The organism is Mycolicibacterium neoaurum ATCC 25795, assembly GCF_000691525.1.
GTDB classification, from domain to species: domain Bacteria; phylum Actinomycetota; class Actinomycetes; order Mycobacteriales; family Mycobacteriaceae; genus Mycobacterium; species Mycobacterium neoaurum.
On record NZ_JMDW01000021.1, the window covers coordinates 1 to 15,631 of the forward strand.

17 protein-coding genes are annotated in these 15,631 nt (G+C 64.4%); 4 read left to right on the forward strand and 13 right to left on the reverse strand.

Annotated elements, in window-relative coordinates; all coding sequences use genetic code 11:
* The 4 genes from IC40_RS0124040 to IC40_RS0124055 form a co-directional block, all read right to left on the reverse strand.
* A partial coding sequence (locus IC40_RS0124040) for a Zn-ribbon domain-containing OB-fold protein (protein ID WP_030137248.1) occupies positions 1 to 281 on the reverse strand: 281 nt, incomplete at its 3' end.
* Positions 271 to 888: a PaaI family thioesterase gene (locus IC40_RS0124045; protein WP_030137214.1), complete on the reverse strand. Its 618-nt coding sequence runs from the start codon at positions 886 to 888 to the stop codon at positions 271 to 273. The genes IC40_RS0124045 and IC40_RS0124040, both read right to left, overlap by 11 nt.
* On the reverse strand, positions 885 to 2,432 hold the full coding sequence (locus IC40_RS0124050; protein ID WP_030137215.1) for an FAD-binding protein: 1,548 nt from the start codon (positions 2,430 to 2,432) through the stop codon (positions 885 to 887). The genes IC40_RS0124045 and IC40_RS0124050 overlap by 4 nt, the downstream gene beginning before the upstream one ends.
* 7 nt (positions 2,433 to 2,439) lie before the next feature.
* The gene (locus IC40_RS0124055) at positions 2,440 to 2,955 is read right to left on the reverse strand and encodes a flavin reductase family protein (RefSeq protein WP_030137216.1); all 516 of its coding nucleotides are present in this window, start codon (positions 2,953 to 2,955) and stop codon (positions 2,440 to 2,442) included.
* A gap of 202 nt (positions 2,956 to 3,157) precedes the next feature.
* On the opposite strand from IC40_RS0124055, the gene IC40_RS0124060 reads away from it, so the two are divergent.
* Complete coding sequence (locus IC40_RS0124060) at positions 3,158 to 3,781, forward strand: PadR family transcriptional regulator (protein WP_081843539.1); 624 nt, start codon at positions 3,158 to 3,160, stop codon at positions 3,779 to 3,781.
* Positions 3,782 to 3,787: 6 nt separating this feature from the next.
* Here IC40_RS0124060 and IC40_RS0124065 read toward each other — a convergent pair whose 3' ends face one another.
* Positions 3,788 to 5,464 carry a 3-ketosteroid-delta-1-dehydrogenase gene (locus IC40_RS0124065; RefSeq protein ID WP_030137218.1) on the reverse strand — a complete coding sequence of 559 codons (1,677 nt, stop codon included), beginning with the start codon at positions 5,462 to 5,464 and terminating at the stop codon, positions 3,788 to 3,790.
* Positions 5,465 to 5,598: 134 nt separating this feature from the next.
* Between IC40_RS0124065 and IC40_RS0124070 the strand changes: the two genes are divergently transcribed.
* Both IC40_RS0124070 and IC40_RS28380 read left to right on the forward strand, forming a co-directional pair.
* A complete protein-coding gene (locus tag IC40_RS0124070) occupies positions 5,599 to 6,756 on the forward strand; it encodes a 3-ketosteroid-9-alpha-monooxygenase, oxygenase component (RefSeq protein WP_030137219.1) in 1,158 nt (385 codons plus the stop codon).
* A 35-nt stretch (positions 6,757 to 6,791) separates the two neighbouring features.
* Entirely contained in the window at positions 6,792 to 7,052 is a 261-nt protein-coding gene (locus IC40_RS28380) for a hypothetical protein (RefSeq protein ID WP_081843540.1), read from the forward strand.
* A 23-nt stretch (positions 7,053 to 7,075) separates the two neighbouring features.
* On the opposite strand, the gene IC40_RS0124080 is transcribed toward IC40_RS28380, so the two are convergent.
* Entirely contained in the window at positions 7,076 to 7,684 is a 609-nt protein-coding gene (locus tag IC40_RS0124080) for a TetR/AcrR family transcriptional regulator (RefSeq protein WP_036470773.1), read from the reverse strand.
* A gap of 165 nt (positions 7,685 to 7,849) precedes the next feature.
* On the opposite strand from IC40_RS0124080, the gene IC40_RS0124085 reads away from it, so the two are divergent.
* Positions 7,850 to 8,878 (forward strand): hypothetical protein, encoded by a 1,029-nt coding sequence (locus tag IC40_RS0124085; RefSeq protein WP_234411594.1) that lies wholly within the window; start codon positions 7,850 to 7,852, stop codon positions 8,876 to 8,878.
* A gap of 91 nt (positions 8,879 to 8,969) precedes the next feature.
* On the opposite strand, the gene IC40_RS0124090 is transcribed toward IC40_RS0124085, so the two are convergent.
* From IC40_RS0124090 to IC40_RS0124120, 7 genes are all read right to left on the reverse strand, one after another.
* The gene (locus IC40_RS0124090; RefSeq protein WP_030137223.1) at positions 8,970 to 10,046 is read right to left on the reverse strand and encodes a hypothetical protein; all 1,077 of its coding nucleotides are present in this window, start codon (positions 10,044 to 10,046) and stop codon (positions 8,970 to 8,972) included.
* A gap of 112 nt (positions 10,047 to 10,158) precedes the next feature.
* Entirely contained in the window at positions 10,159 to 11,157 is a 999-nt protein-coding gene (locus IC40_RS0124095; RefSeq protein WP_030137224.1) for an alpha/beta hydrolase, read from the reverse strand.
* A 10-nt stretch (positions 11,158 to 11,167) separates the two neighbouring features.
* Entirely contained in the window at positions 11,168 to 12,052 is an 885-nt protein-coding gene (locus tag IC40_RS0124100; RefSeq protein ID WP_030137225.1) for an SDR family oxidoreductase, read from the reverse strand.
* A 2-nt stretch (positions 12,053 to 12,054) separates the two neighbouring features.
* The gene (locus tag IC40_RS0124105) at positions 12,055 to 12,537 is read right to left on the reverse strand and encodes a nuclear transport factor 2 family protein (RefSeq protein ID WP_030137226.1); all 483 of its coding nucleotides are present in this window, start codon (positions 12,535 to 12,537) and stop codon (positions 12,055 to 12,057) included.
* A 76-nt stretch (positions 12,538 to 12,613) separates the two neighbouring features.
* Entirely contained in the window at positions 12,614 to 13,684 is a 1,071-nt protein-coding gene (locus IC40_RS0124110; protein ID WP_030137227.1) for an acyl-CoA dehydrogenase family protein, read from the reverse strand.
* Positions 13,681 to 14,832 (reverse strand): acyl-CoA dehydrogenase family protein, encoded by a 1,152-nt coding sequence (locus tag IC40_RS0124115; RefSeq protein ID WP_030137228.1) that lies wholly within the window; start codon positions 14,830 to 14,832, stop codon positions 13,681 to 13,683. The genes IC40_RS0124110 and IC40_RS0124115 overlap by 4 nt, the downstream gene beginning before the upstream one ends.
* A complete protein-coding gene (locus IC40_RS0124120) occupies positions 14,832 to 15,617 on the reverse strand; it encodes a crotonase/enoyl-CoA hydratase family protein (RefSeq protein WP_030137229.1) in 786 nt (261 codons plus the stop codon). The genes IC40_RS0124115 and IC40_RS0124120 overlap by 1 nt, the downstream gene beginning before the upstream one ends.
* Between the last annotated feature and the right edge of the window lie 14 nt (positions 15,618 to 15,631).

A 15,631-nucleotide genomic window follows, 5' to 3' on the forward strand; every position in this document is an offset into this window, starting at 1 on the left:
ACCGCGGCGACGGCGAACGGTTGGAACGGATCGGGGGAGGGATAGGGCGGCGGTGGTGCGTACCGGTTTTCGGTGTAGCTCCACACGGTGCCGCGCCGGGATAGCGGGACCAGGGCCAGGGTGTCGCTGTCGCAGCCGGGGTTGGGGCAGTTGCTTTCCCGGGGCGGGAAGACATAGGTGGCACACGCGGTGCACTTACCGCCGATCAGATGCGTGGCCCCGGACTCGTCGGTGGCGAACCACCCTTCCACCGCGGGCTCGGTGTCGAAATCAGTTGTCATGTTTTGCTTTCGGTCTGATGAAAACGCCGTGAGCTTCTACCGTGACAGTACCCTCCGAATTTCGAAGATGGCCCACGGCAACGGTTTTCGATTCGGTCTCGCTCTCGACCCATGCTTCGGCCCGAAGTGGGCCCAGGCGAGTCGGTGCCACATACCGCACCGTGAGGGTGCCGGTCACGGCGGGCCGTCCCGGTTGATGTGCCGTCGCCCCCAGGACATGGTCGAGGATGAGCGCACACACTCCGCCGTGCACGTGACCGGGAGGACCCTCATAGGGTGCCGTGACGTGTAGATCGGCACTGGTCGCGCCATTGTCGTCGCGGATGACGTGCAAAGGGAAGGCGATGGCGTTACGCAGTCCTATCGCAACATTGCCCCACGTGAGCGTCCCGCCCTCGGTGGTCGCACGTACTCCGAATGGCTCGGGGTCCAAGCGTGAGCTCAGCAGTGTCACAGCTTGATTGATCAAACTGTGCGCCTGGCGCACATCGGTGTCATCGGCCCGGCTCCTGATCGTGACGTCGATGAGTGTGCGCAATGACTGGGTGAGGGGTCCGTAGAGATCCTCCAGGCGCCGTGCTTCATCGGCCGCGAGAGGTGCGCTCATTCCGCTGAGCTCTGTGTCGCCATGTCCAGTGCCGCCAGGTGGCTGAACAACATCGACGCGCCGATGGGGTTGCCGCCACCGGGGTAGGTGGTGCCCGACACTGCCGCCATCGTGTTGCCCGCGGCGTACAGACCGGGGATGGCCGCGCCGTCGGCGTCGAGCACCCGGGCGTGGGTATCGGTGCGCAGCCCACCTTTGGTGCCCAGATCGGACAGCCCGAAGACCGCCGCGTGATAGGGCGGGGTGTCCAGTGGGACCATCGGTGACTCGCCCCCGCTGAACGCGCGGTCGTACGCCTCGCCGCCGCGGCCGAAGTCGTCGTCGATGCCCGTGGCGGCAAGTTCGTTGTATCTCGCCACGGTGGCTTCCAGTTCGGCGGCGGGGACACCGATTGCCCCGGCGAGCTCGGCCAGCGTATCGGCGCTGTGCCACAGACCTGCCGTGCGGTATTTCTCGGGCTCGACCATGGACACGTTGGTGGCTTTGACGGGGGGAATGTCGCCGTCGCGGTTGTCGTAGATCATCCAGAACGGCAATCTGGTGGAACCGTTCTGCATCTGATCGATGATGTCGCGGCCGATGCGGTCGTAGGGTGCGGATTCGTTGACGAACCGGCGGCCCTGCTGGTTGACGAAGATGCCGCCGGTGAACCACAGCGCGAAGGCGGACCGGCCGTCGGGATGGGTCATCCCCGGTGACCACCAGGCCTGGTCCATCAGATCGACATCGGCGCCGACGGCGATGGCTGCGCGGTGCGCGCGGCCGGTGCTACCGGGACCGCCCATGGAGTCCGTGGCGTGGCCGGGTACGCCGTATTCGGCGCGCATCTCGGCGTTCTGTTCGAATCCACCGCTGGCCAGGAGCACGCCGCGACGTGTCGTGACCCGCACCGGAGCGCCGTCGCGCTCGATCACCGCGCCGACGACGCGTCCGTTCTCGGTGATCAGGTCCACCAGCGGCGCGTTCAACCAGCAGGTGACGGTGGGTAGCTTGTCCAGTGCAGCCAGGAACCGGCCGACGAGCGCGCGCCCTCCGACGAGAAGATCGGGCGCTTCGGCGCCGAGCCGCTCGGTGTCCAGCGGTCCGCGCACCAGGCCTGCGTACTTGCCGAGGGCCGCATCGGGAACGGGAAGCGGGATCGTGTGCCGGTAGCCGTCGGTACGGGCTTCGGGAGCCGTGCCGTAGTAATCCGGCCACGGGAGCGCTGTGAACTCGAAGGCCGGATCCTGTTCCAGATACTCGATGAGCTTGGCGCCGCCGCGGACGTAGGCGTCTTGGAGTTCGCGCGGAGTGCGCTCACCCACGACAGCGTGAAAATATGTCAACGCCTTGTCGATGGTGTCATCGGTGCCTGCGCGCTGGAGCACGGGGTTGCAGGGAAACCACATGCCGCCCCCGCCGGAGAACGACGTGGTGCCGCCGAACAGATCGGTGGCCTCCACGAGCAACACCGAAAGATTCTCGCGGGCAGCGGTGTAGGCGCCGGCAAGTCCGCCACCGGACCCGGCGACGATGACATCGAACTCGAGATCTGAATCAGACATATCTGGATCAGGCACCAGGCGTCCCTTCGAAGGCCCCGTAACTGCCACGGTAGAACAGCAGGGGACGACGTTCCTCGTGCGCCCACAGTCCGGTCACCCTGGCGACGACGATGCTGTGGTCACCCGCGGGATGCTCGAACTCGATATCGGCCTCGACCGAGGCCAGCGTTCCGTTCAGCACGGGTGCGCCGTTGGCACCCGGATTCCACGGAACACCGGCGAATTTGTCCACGCTCCGCGTTGCGAATCGTGCACAGACGTCGGCTTGTTCGGCAGCCAGGATGTTGACGCACAGCGTGCCGACATCGCGGATCATCGGCCAACTCGTCGACGTGTTGGAAGGGCAGAAAGAGATATAAGGCGGTTCCAGCGACACCGACGTGATCGACTGGCAGGTGAATCCGACGGGATTCACTCCGTCATGTGCGGTGATGACGGCGATCCCGGTGCAGAAGTGGCCGAGCACGTGGCGCATCTGTGGTCCCGCGGGGACGAGAACATCGCCACCGGATTGTGCGGTCATACATCTCCTTGCCGTTCACAGGCCCAACGAGTCGATTGTTACCTTCTGCTTTCGCCGTGCGGTGGTGCAACGCGTCATCCCGGTGAGCGGTAGTAACGGGCCGACGAGCTGGTCACATTGCTAGCCTTGGCAGGTGACGGAACACGCCGGGGGCGAAACCGACGGGCTGAATGTATCGCCGACGGGATGGACGCTGCTCGGGATGCTCTCCGGCGGAGATGAGCTTTCTGGTTACGACATCAAAAAGTGGCTCAACTGGTCCATGCGGTTCTTTTACTCGAGTCCCGCTTACAGCCAGATCTACTCCGAGCTCAAGAAGCTCGAAAAGCAGGGCATGGTGAGCTCTCGGGTCGAGGGGGGAGTCCGGAGTCGCCGTGTGTACAAGATCGCCGATGTGGGCCTTGCGGCGGTCACTCAGTGGGCCAACGACAACGAGGTCGAACCGCCCACGCTGAAACACAATCCGTTGATGCGAGTGATATTCGGGCATTTGTTGAAGCCCGGCCGATTGCGAGAGGTCTTGCAGTCGCACGCGGCCTACGCCGACGAGATGCACCGAGATGCTGCCATGGAGGCACGGTGGGCGGGCGAACAACCGGCATGGTCGTATGCGCGTCTGGCATTACGGTGGTCTGAGGATTATTACGCAGCTGAACGAGAGCGCGCGTTACGCATGATCAAGGACCTTGATGCTGTCGAGGAGACCTTTGCGCAAGGTGGCGGCCTGGCTGGACGGTTCCCGCTGCGCGAGTACTGGTACGACGTGGAGCGTCGGATCGCCGCCGAGGGCACCGGTGATGCCCTAGGCGGCGACGCCGCTAGCTGAGCAGCCTCAAGCCGAGCGACCCGCGGCGTGGTGAGCCGCGATATGGCCGTACACCAAGCCCTGTGCGATGGTCGCGCCTGCACCCGGATACGTCTTACCGAACGTGTTGACCGCGGTATTACCGATGGCATAGAGGCCTGTGATGGTCGAGCCGTCCTCGCGAACCACCTGTCCGTGGACGTCTGCTTGCACACCGCCGCAGGTGCCGAGATCACTCAGAACTACCTTGACCGCGTAGAACGGCCCGGAGTCCAGGGGACGCAGGTTCGGATTGGGCATGATCGTCGGGTCGCCGTAGTAGCGGTCATACGCACTGGCCCCGCGCTGGAAGTCGGTGTCCACACCGGCGTCGGCGAACCCGTTGAATCGGTGCATGGTTTCGGTGAACGTGGCCGAGTCCAACCCGATCTGACGAGCGAGTTCTTCCAGATCGGCGCCGCGGTAGGCGATCCCGGCGTCGTACCAGCTCTGCGGAATCGGCATCCGTGGAAACAGTTCGGCGGCCATCAGGTAGCTGTTGCGATAGCGCTGATCGAAAACCATCCACATCGTGTCGATGGGGTCTCCAGCCTGCTCGCGTCGCAGCACCCGCTGGCCGAAAGACATGTAGTCGGTGGCCTCATTGATGAACCGTCTGCCGTCTTGGTCCACCAACAGACAACCGGGCAATGAACGTTCGGCCAGCATGACCACGGGATCGCCCCCGGGCAGCGGCGCGAATGCCGGGAACCACCACGCCTGATCCATCAGCCCGATGCCTGCCCCCAGATTCTGGGCCAGTCGGATACCGTCGCCAGTGTTTCCTTCCGCCCCGAGGCTGTAGTGCCCGCCGAGGCGCTCCGACTGAAACTTGTGTCGCCAGCTCATCAGATGATCGAAGCCGCCGGTGGCGAGGACCACGCCGCGTCGCGCCGAGACGGTCACCGTGGTGCCTTCACGCTCTACCAGCGCACCGGTCACCCGCTCACCGTCGTATGTCAACTCGGCCACCGGCGAGTCGGTCCACACCGGAATCCCGGCCTGCAGCACGCCGGCGAACATCCCGGCCGCCAAAGCCTGGCCACCTGCGGCATACCGGCGCCGCAGGGCCAAGCCGCCGATACCCTGCATGGCCCGCAGCATGATCCGCGGCCAGGACTTGCGTGGCGTACGCGCCATCAGGTTCAGCCAACGGTAATCGGCGCCGGTGACAGGCATCGGGAACGATGACTTCATCACGCCGGGGCGCAGACGGGCCAGCTCGGGGCCCAGGACAGCAGTGTCGAATGGTCGGCACTCACAGGTACGTCCGACTGCGCTGCCACCTGGTTGCTCCGGGTGATAGTCCGAATAACCCTTGGCCCACATGAATTTCAACGGCGTCGTGCGGCGGAGCATCTCGATGGTGGCCGGGATATGGTCGACGAAGGTGCGCGACCGTTCGGGTGCGGCGTCGGCACCGACCAGGGCCTCAAGATAGATGCGCGCCCTGTCCGCGGTGTCCGCCGAACCGTTGTCCTTGAGGATGGAACTGCCGGGCAGCCAGAAGGCTCCGCCCGAACGGGCCGTCGAACCACCCACGTACCGGGTCTTTTCCACGATCAACGTCGAGAGCCCCAGTTCGTGGGCAGCAAGTGCCGCCGACATGCCTGTCCCTGAGCCGACGACGAGCAGATCGACGGCGATGTTCTTCTGGTCGGTCACCGCTTGATTCTGGAGTAGGCAGCACGTATCTGTGGTGGCGGTGCCCGGTCAGTGGAACATCCGAACTCACCGCGAGAGTGGCGGTGCTACAACGGATTCATCCATGCAACCACGAGAATCGAGGATGGTCCGACATGACATCGTTGCAGCCCGACGGTGCCGGGGACGTTCGTCAGATCGAAGCGCAGGCAGCGCCCAGCAGGTTTGCCCGTGGCTGGCACTGCCTGGGCCTGACCCGTGAGCTCGGCGACGGTACCCCGCACTCCATCAATGCCTTCGGAACCAAGCTCGTCGTCTTCCGTGGTGAGGACGGCAAGCTCAACGTCCTCGACGCCTACTGCCGGCACATGGGCGGTGATCTGTCCGACGGTGAGGTCAAAGGCAACGAGATCGCCTGCCCGTTCCATGATTGGCGTTGGGGTGGTGACGGCCGCTGCAAGCAGATTCCGTACAGTCGGCGTGTACCCAAGCTGGCGCGTACCGCGGCGTGGCCGACCATGGAACAAGACGGCATGCTCTTTCTGTGGAATGACCCGGAGAAGAAGGCGCCGCCGGCCGATGTCACCATCCCCTCGATCGAGGGAGTTGGGGGTGACACGTGGACCGACTGGCACTGGTACACCACGGTCGTCGATACCAATTGCCGCGAGATCATCGACAACATCGTCGATATGGCGCACTTCTTCTATATTCACGGCGGCTTGCCGACCGGCTTCAAGAACATCTTCGAGGGGCACATCGCGACGCAGTACTACGAAAGCGTCGGCAGGCCTGATCTCGGATCGGGCGAGGGCGCCAAAATTCTCGGAACCACCTCCGTGGCTTCTTATTACGGACCGTCCTTCATGATCGATGATCTGACATACCACTATGAGCACGGTGACCAGCGCACGGTCTTGTTGAACTGTCACTATCCGATCGACGAGAACTCCTTCGTCCTGCAATACGGGATAACCGTCGAGAAGTCAGAAGCCGTGCCGGAAGACGTTGCCACGCAGATGGCGGTCGCGCTTGGCGACTTCGTGAAGATGGGTTTCGAGCAAGACGTGCACATTTGGCGTCGCAAGGCGCGCATCGACAACCCGTTGTTGTGCGAGGAGGACGGTCCGGTCTACCAGTTGCGACGGTGGTACGAGCAGTTCTATGTCGATGCCGCGGACGTCACACCGGATATGGTCGACCGGTTCGAATTCGAGATCGACACCACCCGCCCACGTGAGGCGTGGATGAAAGAGGTCGAGGAGAATATCGCTGCCAAGCGGTTGCCCAGGCTGGTGGGCCTGACCAAGTGAGCGTCAGGCCGGACAACCGGCTGCGCGACGCACCGATGCAGCCGGTGAGCTGCCGGGAGTGCGCGGCGAGCGTACTGGTCCGCAAAAGCAGCTGGGAACAGACGAGTGTGCAGTGGAATGCCGATTCGTTGACTCGGTGTCGCGAACGTGCTGAGGCGTCCGCCCACCCTGCGGTGACCAATCGTCTCGGGCTCGAGCGCCCCGGTCTGTTTCTGGCGTGCCGCCGACTGCGTGACTCGATCGAACGCGCTGCCGGTTCGGGTGCACTTCCGGTACTCGCGGAGCGCGAAAGCTGACAGCGTGGAAATCGGGCGCCGAGCTAGTTGCTCGCGAGCTCGGGTGACGGGCGCAGTGCGCGTAGCACCAGGCGCATACCGGTCCGCAGACTGCACTCCAGGTTCTCGAAGTCTCCCGTGTCGGCCCAGTGGATGTAGGCCTGGCGACAGATTTGAATGATCATGTGGGCCGGTAATGTCCGAGCGAAGCGATCGTCGTCCAATTCGACCCGTGCTGCCAAGAACTCGGTGATCGCAGGCTCCAGTTCCTGCCCCCATTCGAGCCATCGAAGTCGATACTGCGGATCGGCGATCATCAGCGCCAAGAACGTGCGATCCGTCTCGAACTCTGCACGTCTGGACACCTCACCGCTGAAGGCGGTGACGAGTGCTTCAGCGGTATCGGTTTCGACCGCGGCGTCGTGGAGAAGCTGAACGCTCAAGCTGCCGTACTGCCCGAGCAGGGGTAGCACGACGTCCTCCTTGGCGGCGAAATGGCGGTGAAACGTCCGCGGTGCGATACCCGCTGTATCGCAGATGCGTTCGACGGTGGCCGAGGTGTTGTTATCGGCCAGAAACAGCTCCCGAGCGGCCATTGCGATAGCGAGCCTGAGCTCCTCACCGCGCCGTTCGTTCAGCGTCGGCCTTGTCACTGCGCCCCCTTTTTGGTGCAATCGTCGGCCCAAAGCTTAGTCGGGTTGGGTCTGCCGTTGGCGGCCCGCCGAGGTTGGTGTGCCGTTGAGTGGGATAGCGGTGCTCGGCGAGAGGTCGAACGGTGGTTGCATCATCACTGGCAGAATCTGACTAATAGGCAGATTATGACAAGTCTGGTCGGTGTGAAAGAACGACCAAGCGAGGCATCTACCTTCCCCACAGCCCTGAGGAGGACCAATATGGTGACAGATACGAGCGCACCCGTTGTTGACGGTGGCACAACGGAAAGCACGAAACCCGAGCTGAATTACGACGACTACACCCACGACTTCATGGGTGAGGTAGGCAATATCCACGACTTCTCACAGGCGTTCTTGGCGAAATTGGCGCGGGTCTTCGAAGACGTGCTGTATTTCATGCCATACGCGCATATCCAGACGTACGCTCCGAAGTGCGGTCTGGACAAAGCCATCGACATTGTCGCCGAGGTGACCCGCGGCGAAATGCGGCAGATCCTCCCGATGGCCCGCTTCGTCGCGCCGCCCGGGTGGGATTGGAAGAACCCGCAATACCAGGCAATTCCGTTCGACGTTCAGAGCGAGGACCTGACCAAGCCGGCGCTGATCCGACTGATCACCAGTTACTGGGATCAGTACCTCAAAGGTCACAACTACCTGATCGATCAGTGGGTCAAGGTGATTCCCGAAGAAGAGGTCTGGCTGGCTCTGCCCGGAATGTACGAGATGATCATCGATTATCAGTACCCCAAGCTGGCCAAGGTGCTCGGCATCGAACCGGTGCACGTCGTCGATTACCTGAAGCTGGCTGTGCTGAGCATCGACGGCACGCTGGGCTACGGCGGGGAGTACATCGTCCACAACCCCGACCACGTCGTGCTCAACATGCGTCGGTGCGAGGTGCTGCAGCGCTACCTCGACGAGGGGCTCTACCCACCTCAGCGGGCATGGATGAATTGCACTTTCGAACAACGTATCTCGGCCCCCTTCTTCCCGGGTTGCACGCTTGCGATCAACCTGCCGCCGAAAGATTTCAAGCTCGCTCCTGGAGAGCCGTTCTGCGTGTGGACCTACACCCGGGGAGAGGAGAATCACGCCGCGGCCGCAGCGGCACCCGATCCCCGCGAAAGCGCGATGAAGAAGATCCCGCTGATACCGGTGTCCTCCTCCAGCTGATCTGCTGATGTACCGATACTCACGCGAAACACGAGACGTCCCGACAGCCGGCAATGGCTGTCGGGACGTCTTGTGGCGCAGATCGTTCGGATCAACCCAACTGGAAGGCGCTCAGCGGGGCTTCCTCGGGGTAGATGGCCGGACCACCCAGGTCGTAACCGGCATTGAGCGCGCCGATGAAGCCGGCGTCGTGCAGGGGAGCGCTCGGGATGTCGAGCTTGATGCCCTTCTTGCCGAGATCGTCGACCATCATGTCGATCGCCTTGTCGATGGTCAGATCATCGGAGTGATCCATGTTCTTCTTGAGCTCGTCATAGTCCTCGAACACCTCGGCCGACCAGTGCACCAGGAATCGCAGATCGTCGGTGTGGTGGCGGGCGATCACCGTGTCATCGGTGCGCAGTACCCAGTGCTCGTTGGAATCCGGATCACCGGCGAACACGGTGTGGAAGTCCAGTCCGGCCGGAACCTGCTGATCCAGCGGGCCGTTGGCCTCGCCGCGATGCATCAGCATCTCGTTCTGCACCACCACACCGCGGTTGTACACGGGTGGCACGATGCGCCGCGGCTCCTTAAGGGGTCCCTCGGGCCAGTAGGTGAAGCCGCTCCCGGGATCGTGGGAGAACCACGTGATGACCTGTGCCATCTTGATCAGGTAGTCCTGGAACAGGCCGGATTTGCCCATCACGCTGACCAGCCAGGTCGGTGCGTTCTCATACCGCACGCCGCGGAAGCTGGGGGAGTCCAGGTGGCCCGGATCGCGGTTGGCACAGGGGCCGTTGATGTTGAACAGCATCATCTGCGGCTTGGCATACTCGGCACCCCAGTACGACTTGGCTTCTTCCAGGAACTGCGCGTTGTAGAAGCAGTCGTGCAGCTCCGGGTAGAGCACCGTGCCGTAGTTGGCAAGGAACCCACGGAACGTCGGGGTGAGGAACAGGTCCAATGTCGGGGTGAAGCCCTCGGGGAACCTGCCGCTCATCGTCGCGATCAACTCCTCGGGCGACGAGAAGTGCTGCGCGATAATCAGATTCCACGGCGCGTTCTCACGAACGACGTTCAGCAGTCGGTCCCGCTGGTCGTCTGTGTACACGTTGTCGACCTCGCGAGGCGGCGACGCGGGCCGCAGGATGTCGGACAGCTCCATCCGCCGCTCATCGGTGAGCATCACAGGCACTCCTTCTTCTGTAGATACGGCGAATCGCACGCCGTCAGTGCGTCCAATTGTTGTTGCGGTCAGCCATGTTCGTACGGGCAGTGTCCGGCCATCGGGACGTCGGTCAACCCTGTGTTCGCTGGTCGGCAGGCGCGAACGGCAGCGGGTTGGCGAACTTGGCGCGTAGCAGCGCGCCGGTCTCGGCCATTGCCAACCGGCCGCGGGCGGTGGCCTCCGAGCGCATCAAAAACCCGTGGTAGATGCCCGGGTAGCGAGTGAGCGTGGTCTGTACGCCGGCATCACGTAGACGCGCGGCATAGCGCTCACCCCAGTCGTAGATCGGATCGAGTTCGGCGGTGACCACTATTGCCTGCGGAAGACCGGTCAGATCGGTCGCATAGGCCGGCACCCGCCGGATATCGTGCGGCGCCCCGGCGCCGATATCGGCGAGTTCGTGCAGGAAGACGATGTCGTCATGCACCAGCATGGGTGTGTCGTGATGTCCGACCAACGACGGTGCACCCATATCGCGGTCCACACCCGGATACAACAACACCTGGGCGAACAGCCGCGGTCCGCCGTCGTTGCGCACTGCCAACGCCACCGCCGCGGCGACGCCGCCACCGGCGCTGTCGCCGCACACGACGATCCTGTCGAGATCAACAGCCAGCGAAGCGGCCTCGGCAGCAACCCAATTGGTGACCGCCAGGGCGTCCTCGAACTGGGCGGGCGGCGGGTTCTCCGGCGCCAGCCGGTAGTCGACGGCGACGACGACGGCCCCGCTGGCCGCTGCCAACGCCCGAGCCATCGGCTCGAATGAACGGTTCGAACCCATCACCAGCCCGCCGCCGTGCAGATGAACGATCACCGGCTGCGGGCCATCGGCGGCGGTGGGGCGGTAGATCCGCACCGGGATCGGACCGCCCGGTCCGGTGACTTCGGTATCGGATACGTCGGCCATCGCCGGCATATCTGCCGGCGGCGGTGCGGATTCCAGCGAGTCGCGGACGGCTTGCAGCCCGCGTTCCCGGATGGGTGTCGGTGGTCCGAAGGCCGCGACACGAGCGGCGGCATCGGGGTCGAGCGTGGGTTGGTACCCCGCGGGCTGGTCAGGATGAGGCATCGGCACCGTCTCAGTGCTGGGCCGGGTCGAAGCGTTGCTTGGTGCGCAGCTTTGGTGCGGCCAGGGTGGTCAAGGTGTGCGCACGCTCGGCCATTGCCGACCCGACATATTCGGGTTGGGTCAGCAGATAGAACGTGTCCTGCGCGGACTGCTCGAAGATCACCTCGGCCGCCTCGTCGGGATCCATTGCGGCAGCTTTGATATCGAGCATTGCCGCGCGTTGAGATTCGGCCGCATCGACCGCGGTGCCCGCAGCGGCAGCGTCCACCCCACCGGCGGCTTCGAAGATGTTCGACTTCACTGCCCCCGGCAGGACGGCCTGCACGCGGATGACATCGCTGTGCCCGGCCAACTCGACCTCCAGGCGCAGGCACTCGGTGAGTGCCAGCACGGCGTGCTTGCTCACGATGTAGGGCGCTTGCAGGGGCACACTGGCGACTCCGCCGATCGATGACAGATTCCACACCCACACGGGGGTTGCGGCGGCGATCATCTTGGGTATGAATGCCCGTACACCGTGGAAGACCCCACTGACGTTGATGTCCATCACCCTGTTCCAGTTGGCCACCGGGGTATCCCACAGGTAGCCGAACTGTTCGACGCCGGCGTTGTTCACCAGTAGTCGCACCGGTCCGATATCGCGATAGACCTGCTCGGCCAACGCGACCACGGCCTCGGCGTCACGCACATCGCATACCGCGACGTGTGCCGTTCCACCGTCGGTGACCAACTCCTCGCGCAATGCGGTGGCGGCGTCCTCGTCCACATCCACCAACACGACGGTCATGCCGAGCCGGTGCGCATGTCTGGCCAGGCCGGCGCCGATACCGGCGCCGGCTCCGGTGATGACCGCTATGCCGCCGCCGAAGGTTGTGCGGGCGTCAGCGTCCCCCACGGTCACGCGTTCGTCGCGGCGAGTTTGGTGCGGTGCTCGGCGAACGGGATGGAGTCCTCGGCATCGAGCACGACCGTCATGGAGGTGAACTTGAGTCCCTCAGCGGCACGCCGGATGGCGACGTCGACCACACCGGAGGACACATCGAACGGGACGTTGTTGGTGACCTGGTTGACGTAGAGGTAGAAGCGCACCAGGGTCGCCTCACCGTCGGTCCCGGTACGGAAGATGTTGGTGGCGTGATGCCGAAGTGGATAGGGGTTCTCATCCCGGTGCTGGCTCAACCACGCAAGAACCTCGGTGCCACCGGACAGTTCGGCGGCCAACAACTGCTCGAACGGGCACTGTCCGGAATCGGACCGGCTGAGATACGTCATATCGTCGGCGATGTAGGCGGCCAGCACATCGAACTGGCCCTGGTCGTAGTGGTACCAGAAACTGGCGATGAACTCGTGAACTTCCGGCAGCGTGATCGGGGTGGTCATGCCATCGAGTCAACCGTTGTCGGGTGGCCGCGGACACCGTCGTGACCGGTCAGTGGAACACCAAACAGCACTTGGCTCAGTCGGCTATCAGCGGCCACAGCCCCGCTGCACCCGCCGCCACGGCGGCTCGCGTCACGGCCTGGTCCCAATAGGTCACCGACCCGTACTCCGAACGCCACGCCAGTGCGGCGCGGGTGAATTCGTGCAGCCGGTGCTCAACGGTGGTTCCGATCGCGCCATGCGCCTGATGTGCGTTGCGCACCACCACCGAAGCGGCATGCCCGGCACATGACCGCGCCACTGCCACCAGGAAGCTGAGATTGTCGGCCGTCCAGTCGCTGGTGATCGCGACGTTCACGGCGGCCTCGGTGGCCGCCCGCGCCAGTGCCGCCTCGGCCGCGATATCGGCGACCATGTGCTGGATGGCCTGGAACTTGGACAGCGAACGCCCGAACTGTACCCGCGAGGACGTGTGCTCGATGGTCAGATCCAGTGCGCTGTCCAGTGCTGCACAGATCTGAATCGAGCGCACCAGCGCCGATTTCCAGCGCAACCGATCGACCAGAGCCTTGTCGATGGTACGGCTGTCAGCGTGCAACGCCCCGATATCGGTGGCGATGTTGTCACGCGGTTCGCCGATCATATTTGTCGCCGGAGTGATCGTGAACCTGGCCGCGTCGATATCGGCGAGACGGAATTCAGTGCCGCCGTCAACATCGCCGAAGACCACGACGATGCGATCGGCAGCCCGCGCCCATGGCACGCCGGTGGCGGTGCCGGCAGCGTCGAGCATGCAAACCGTGCGCAGCGTCTCGTCGCAGGGTAGTCCGGCCGCCTCGAGCAGCCAGCAGGCCAGCAGGTCGTGCTCGGCCAGGGGAGCACGCACGCCGTGACGGACGGCCGCCGAGATCAGTTCGGCGGCCTCGGCCCAGCCCGCTCCGCTACCACCGTGTTCGGTGGGTCCGGTCAGCCGTACCAACCCCAAATCATCCAGGCGCGACCACAACTCGGCGTCATGGCCCACCGTCGCGGGGGCCCCGTGCCCCGTGCGCTGCGCCGCGAACACCGCGTCCATCATGTCGATCAGATCGGTGTCGACAGCGGTACCCACGCTCTCGGCCTGGTGGCCGGTCTCCGAGATCGTCATCGCATCCCCAATCCACGCGCGACCACGCCGCGCAGTACCTCGGTCGTTCCGCCCCGCAGGGTGAAGCCAGGCCGCTGATCGACCGCAACCGAAACCAACGCCCGCACGTGTGGATCCACGGTGGTCTCGTCACCGAAGCGCAGATCGGCGAAGTCGGCGATGTCGCCCTCGGTGGTGGTGCCGAGGAGTTTGACCACCGCCGCCGGCACATCGGCGGGCTCGTGGCGTTCGAGCGCACCGGCGACCGCAGTCGACATCTGATGCAGCCCGGCGATCCGCGCCACCAGCCGCCCCAGCTCTGCTCCGGGTGAGATGTCCCGCCGTGACGTGCTTCCGGTGATCGCGCTCAGCACCGGGAAGGTCGACAACACCCGTTCGGGCCCACTGCGCTCGAAGGCGAGCTCCGAGGTGACCTGTTGCCATCCGTTGCCGATCTCGCCGAACACCATGTCTTCGGCCACAAATGCCTCGTCGAGGATCACCTCGTTGAAGTGATGCCCACCGTTCATCGAGACGATGGGGCGCACCTGCACTCCGGGCCCATCGAAACGGACGATGAACTGGCTCAGCCCGGCATGACGGTGCGCGGGGTCGACCGGTGCTGTGCGGGCCAGCACGATGAAGGCGTGGCCGCGATGCGCGCCCGAGGTCCACACCTTGGTGCCCGTCAGCGCCCAGCCGCCGGCGACGGGGGTGGCCTTGGTGCGCACACTGGCAAGGTCGGATCCCGAGTCGGGCTCGCTCATCCCGATGCCGAAGAAGCAGTCCCCAGCGGCGATCTTCGGTAGGAACTCCCGCTTCTGGGCCTCGGTGCCGTTCTTGAGCAGGGCCGGAACGATCTGACGGTCGGCGATCCAGTGTGCCGCCACCGGCGCTCCCGCCGCCAACAGTTCCTCGGTCACGACGAACCGCTCGATATGTGAACGGCCATGGCCGCCATACTCTCGGGGAACCGTCATACCCAGGTAGCCGTGCTCGGCCAGCGCCTTGGTGAAATCCTCGTCCCATCCGCACAGCCAGGCATCGACGGTCGGGACGAAGGAACCGGCGGACAATTGGGCCGTCAGGAAGGCGCGAACTTCGGCCCGCAGCGCGGCGGTGCCTGCGCGGTCGGTGCTCGCGGGTGGAACGAGTCGCGAACGGGCCATCAGGAGGTCCGCCATTTCGAGATGCGCTGACGGTGCTCGGTATCGGCGTGCGCCAACGGCTGCATGGCCGCCGCCATCGCCAATGTCGATTCCAATGGGCCGGTGCGCGATTCACCGAGCAACCTCTTGGCCATCCGCAGCGCATGCGGCGGATTCTTCGCGATGCGGTCGGCGAGGTCCTTCGCCGCGGTCAGCAGATCAACGTGAGGGACAACGCGACTCACCAGGCCCCAGTCCAGTGCCGTGACTGCGTCGATCCGGTCACCGGTGAAGCTCATCTCGGCAGCTCGCTCGTAACCGATGGCACGCTGCAGGAACCAACTGCCACCATCACCGGGGATCAGGCCCAGCTGCACGAAACTCTCGGCGAACGAGGCGCGTTCGGAGGCGATCCGGATATCGCACATCATCGCCAGATCACAGCCCGCCCCGATGGCAGCACCGTTGACTGCGGCGATCAAAGGCACCTCGAGCCGGCCCAGCGCACGCGGGATGCGCTGGATGCCGTCGACGTAGGCGTACCGCTGTTCGATCGGTGCGAGGCCGAACATACCCCGACCGTCGGCCATCTCCTTGACGTTGCCACCCGCGGAGAAGATCTTGCCTTCCGCGGTGAGGATGACCGCACAGACGCCGGTGTCGGCGTTGGCCCGTTCGGCTGCGGTCTCGAAGGCCGCGATGATGTCCTTGCCGGTGATGGCGTTACCCTGCTCGGGACGGTTGATGGTCCACGTCTGCACCGCCCCGTCGGAAGTGATGCGGAGTGGCTCGGTGGTTACCGACATGTCATGTCTCCAGG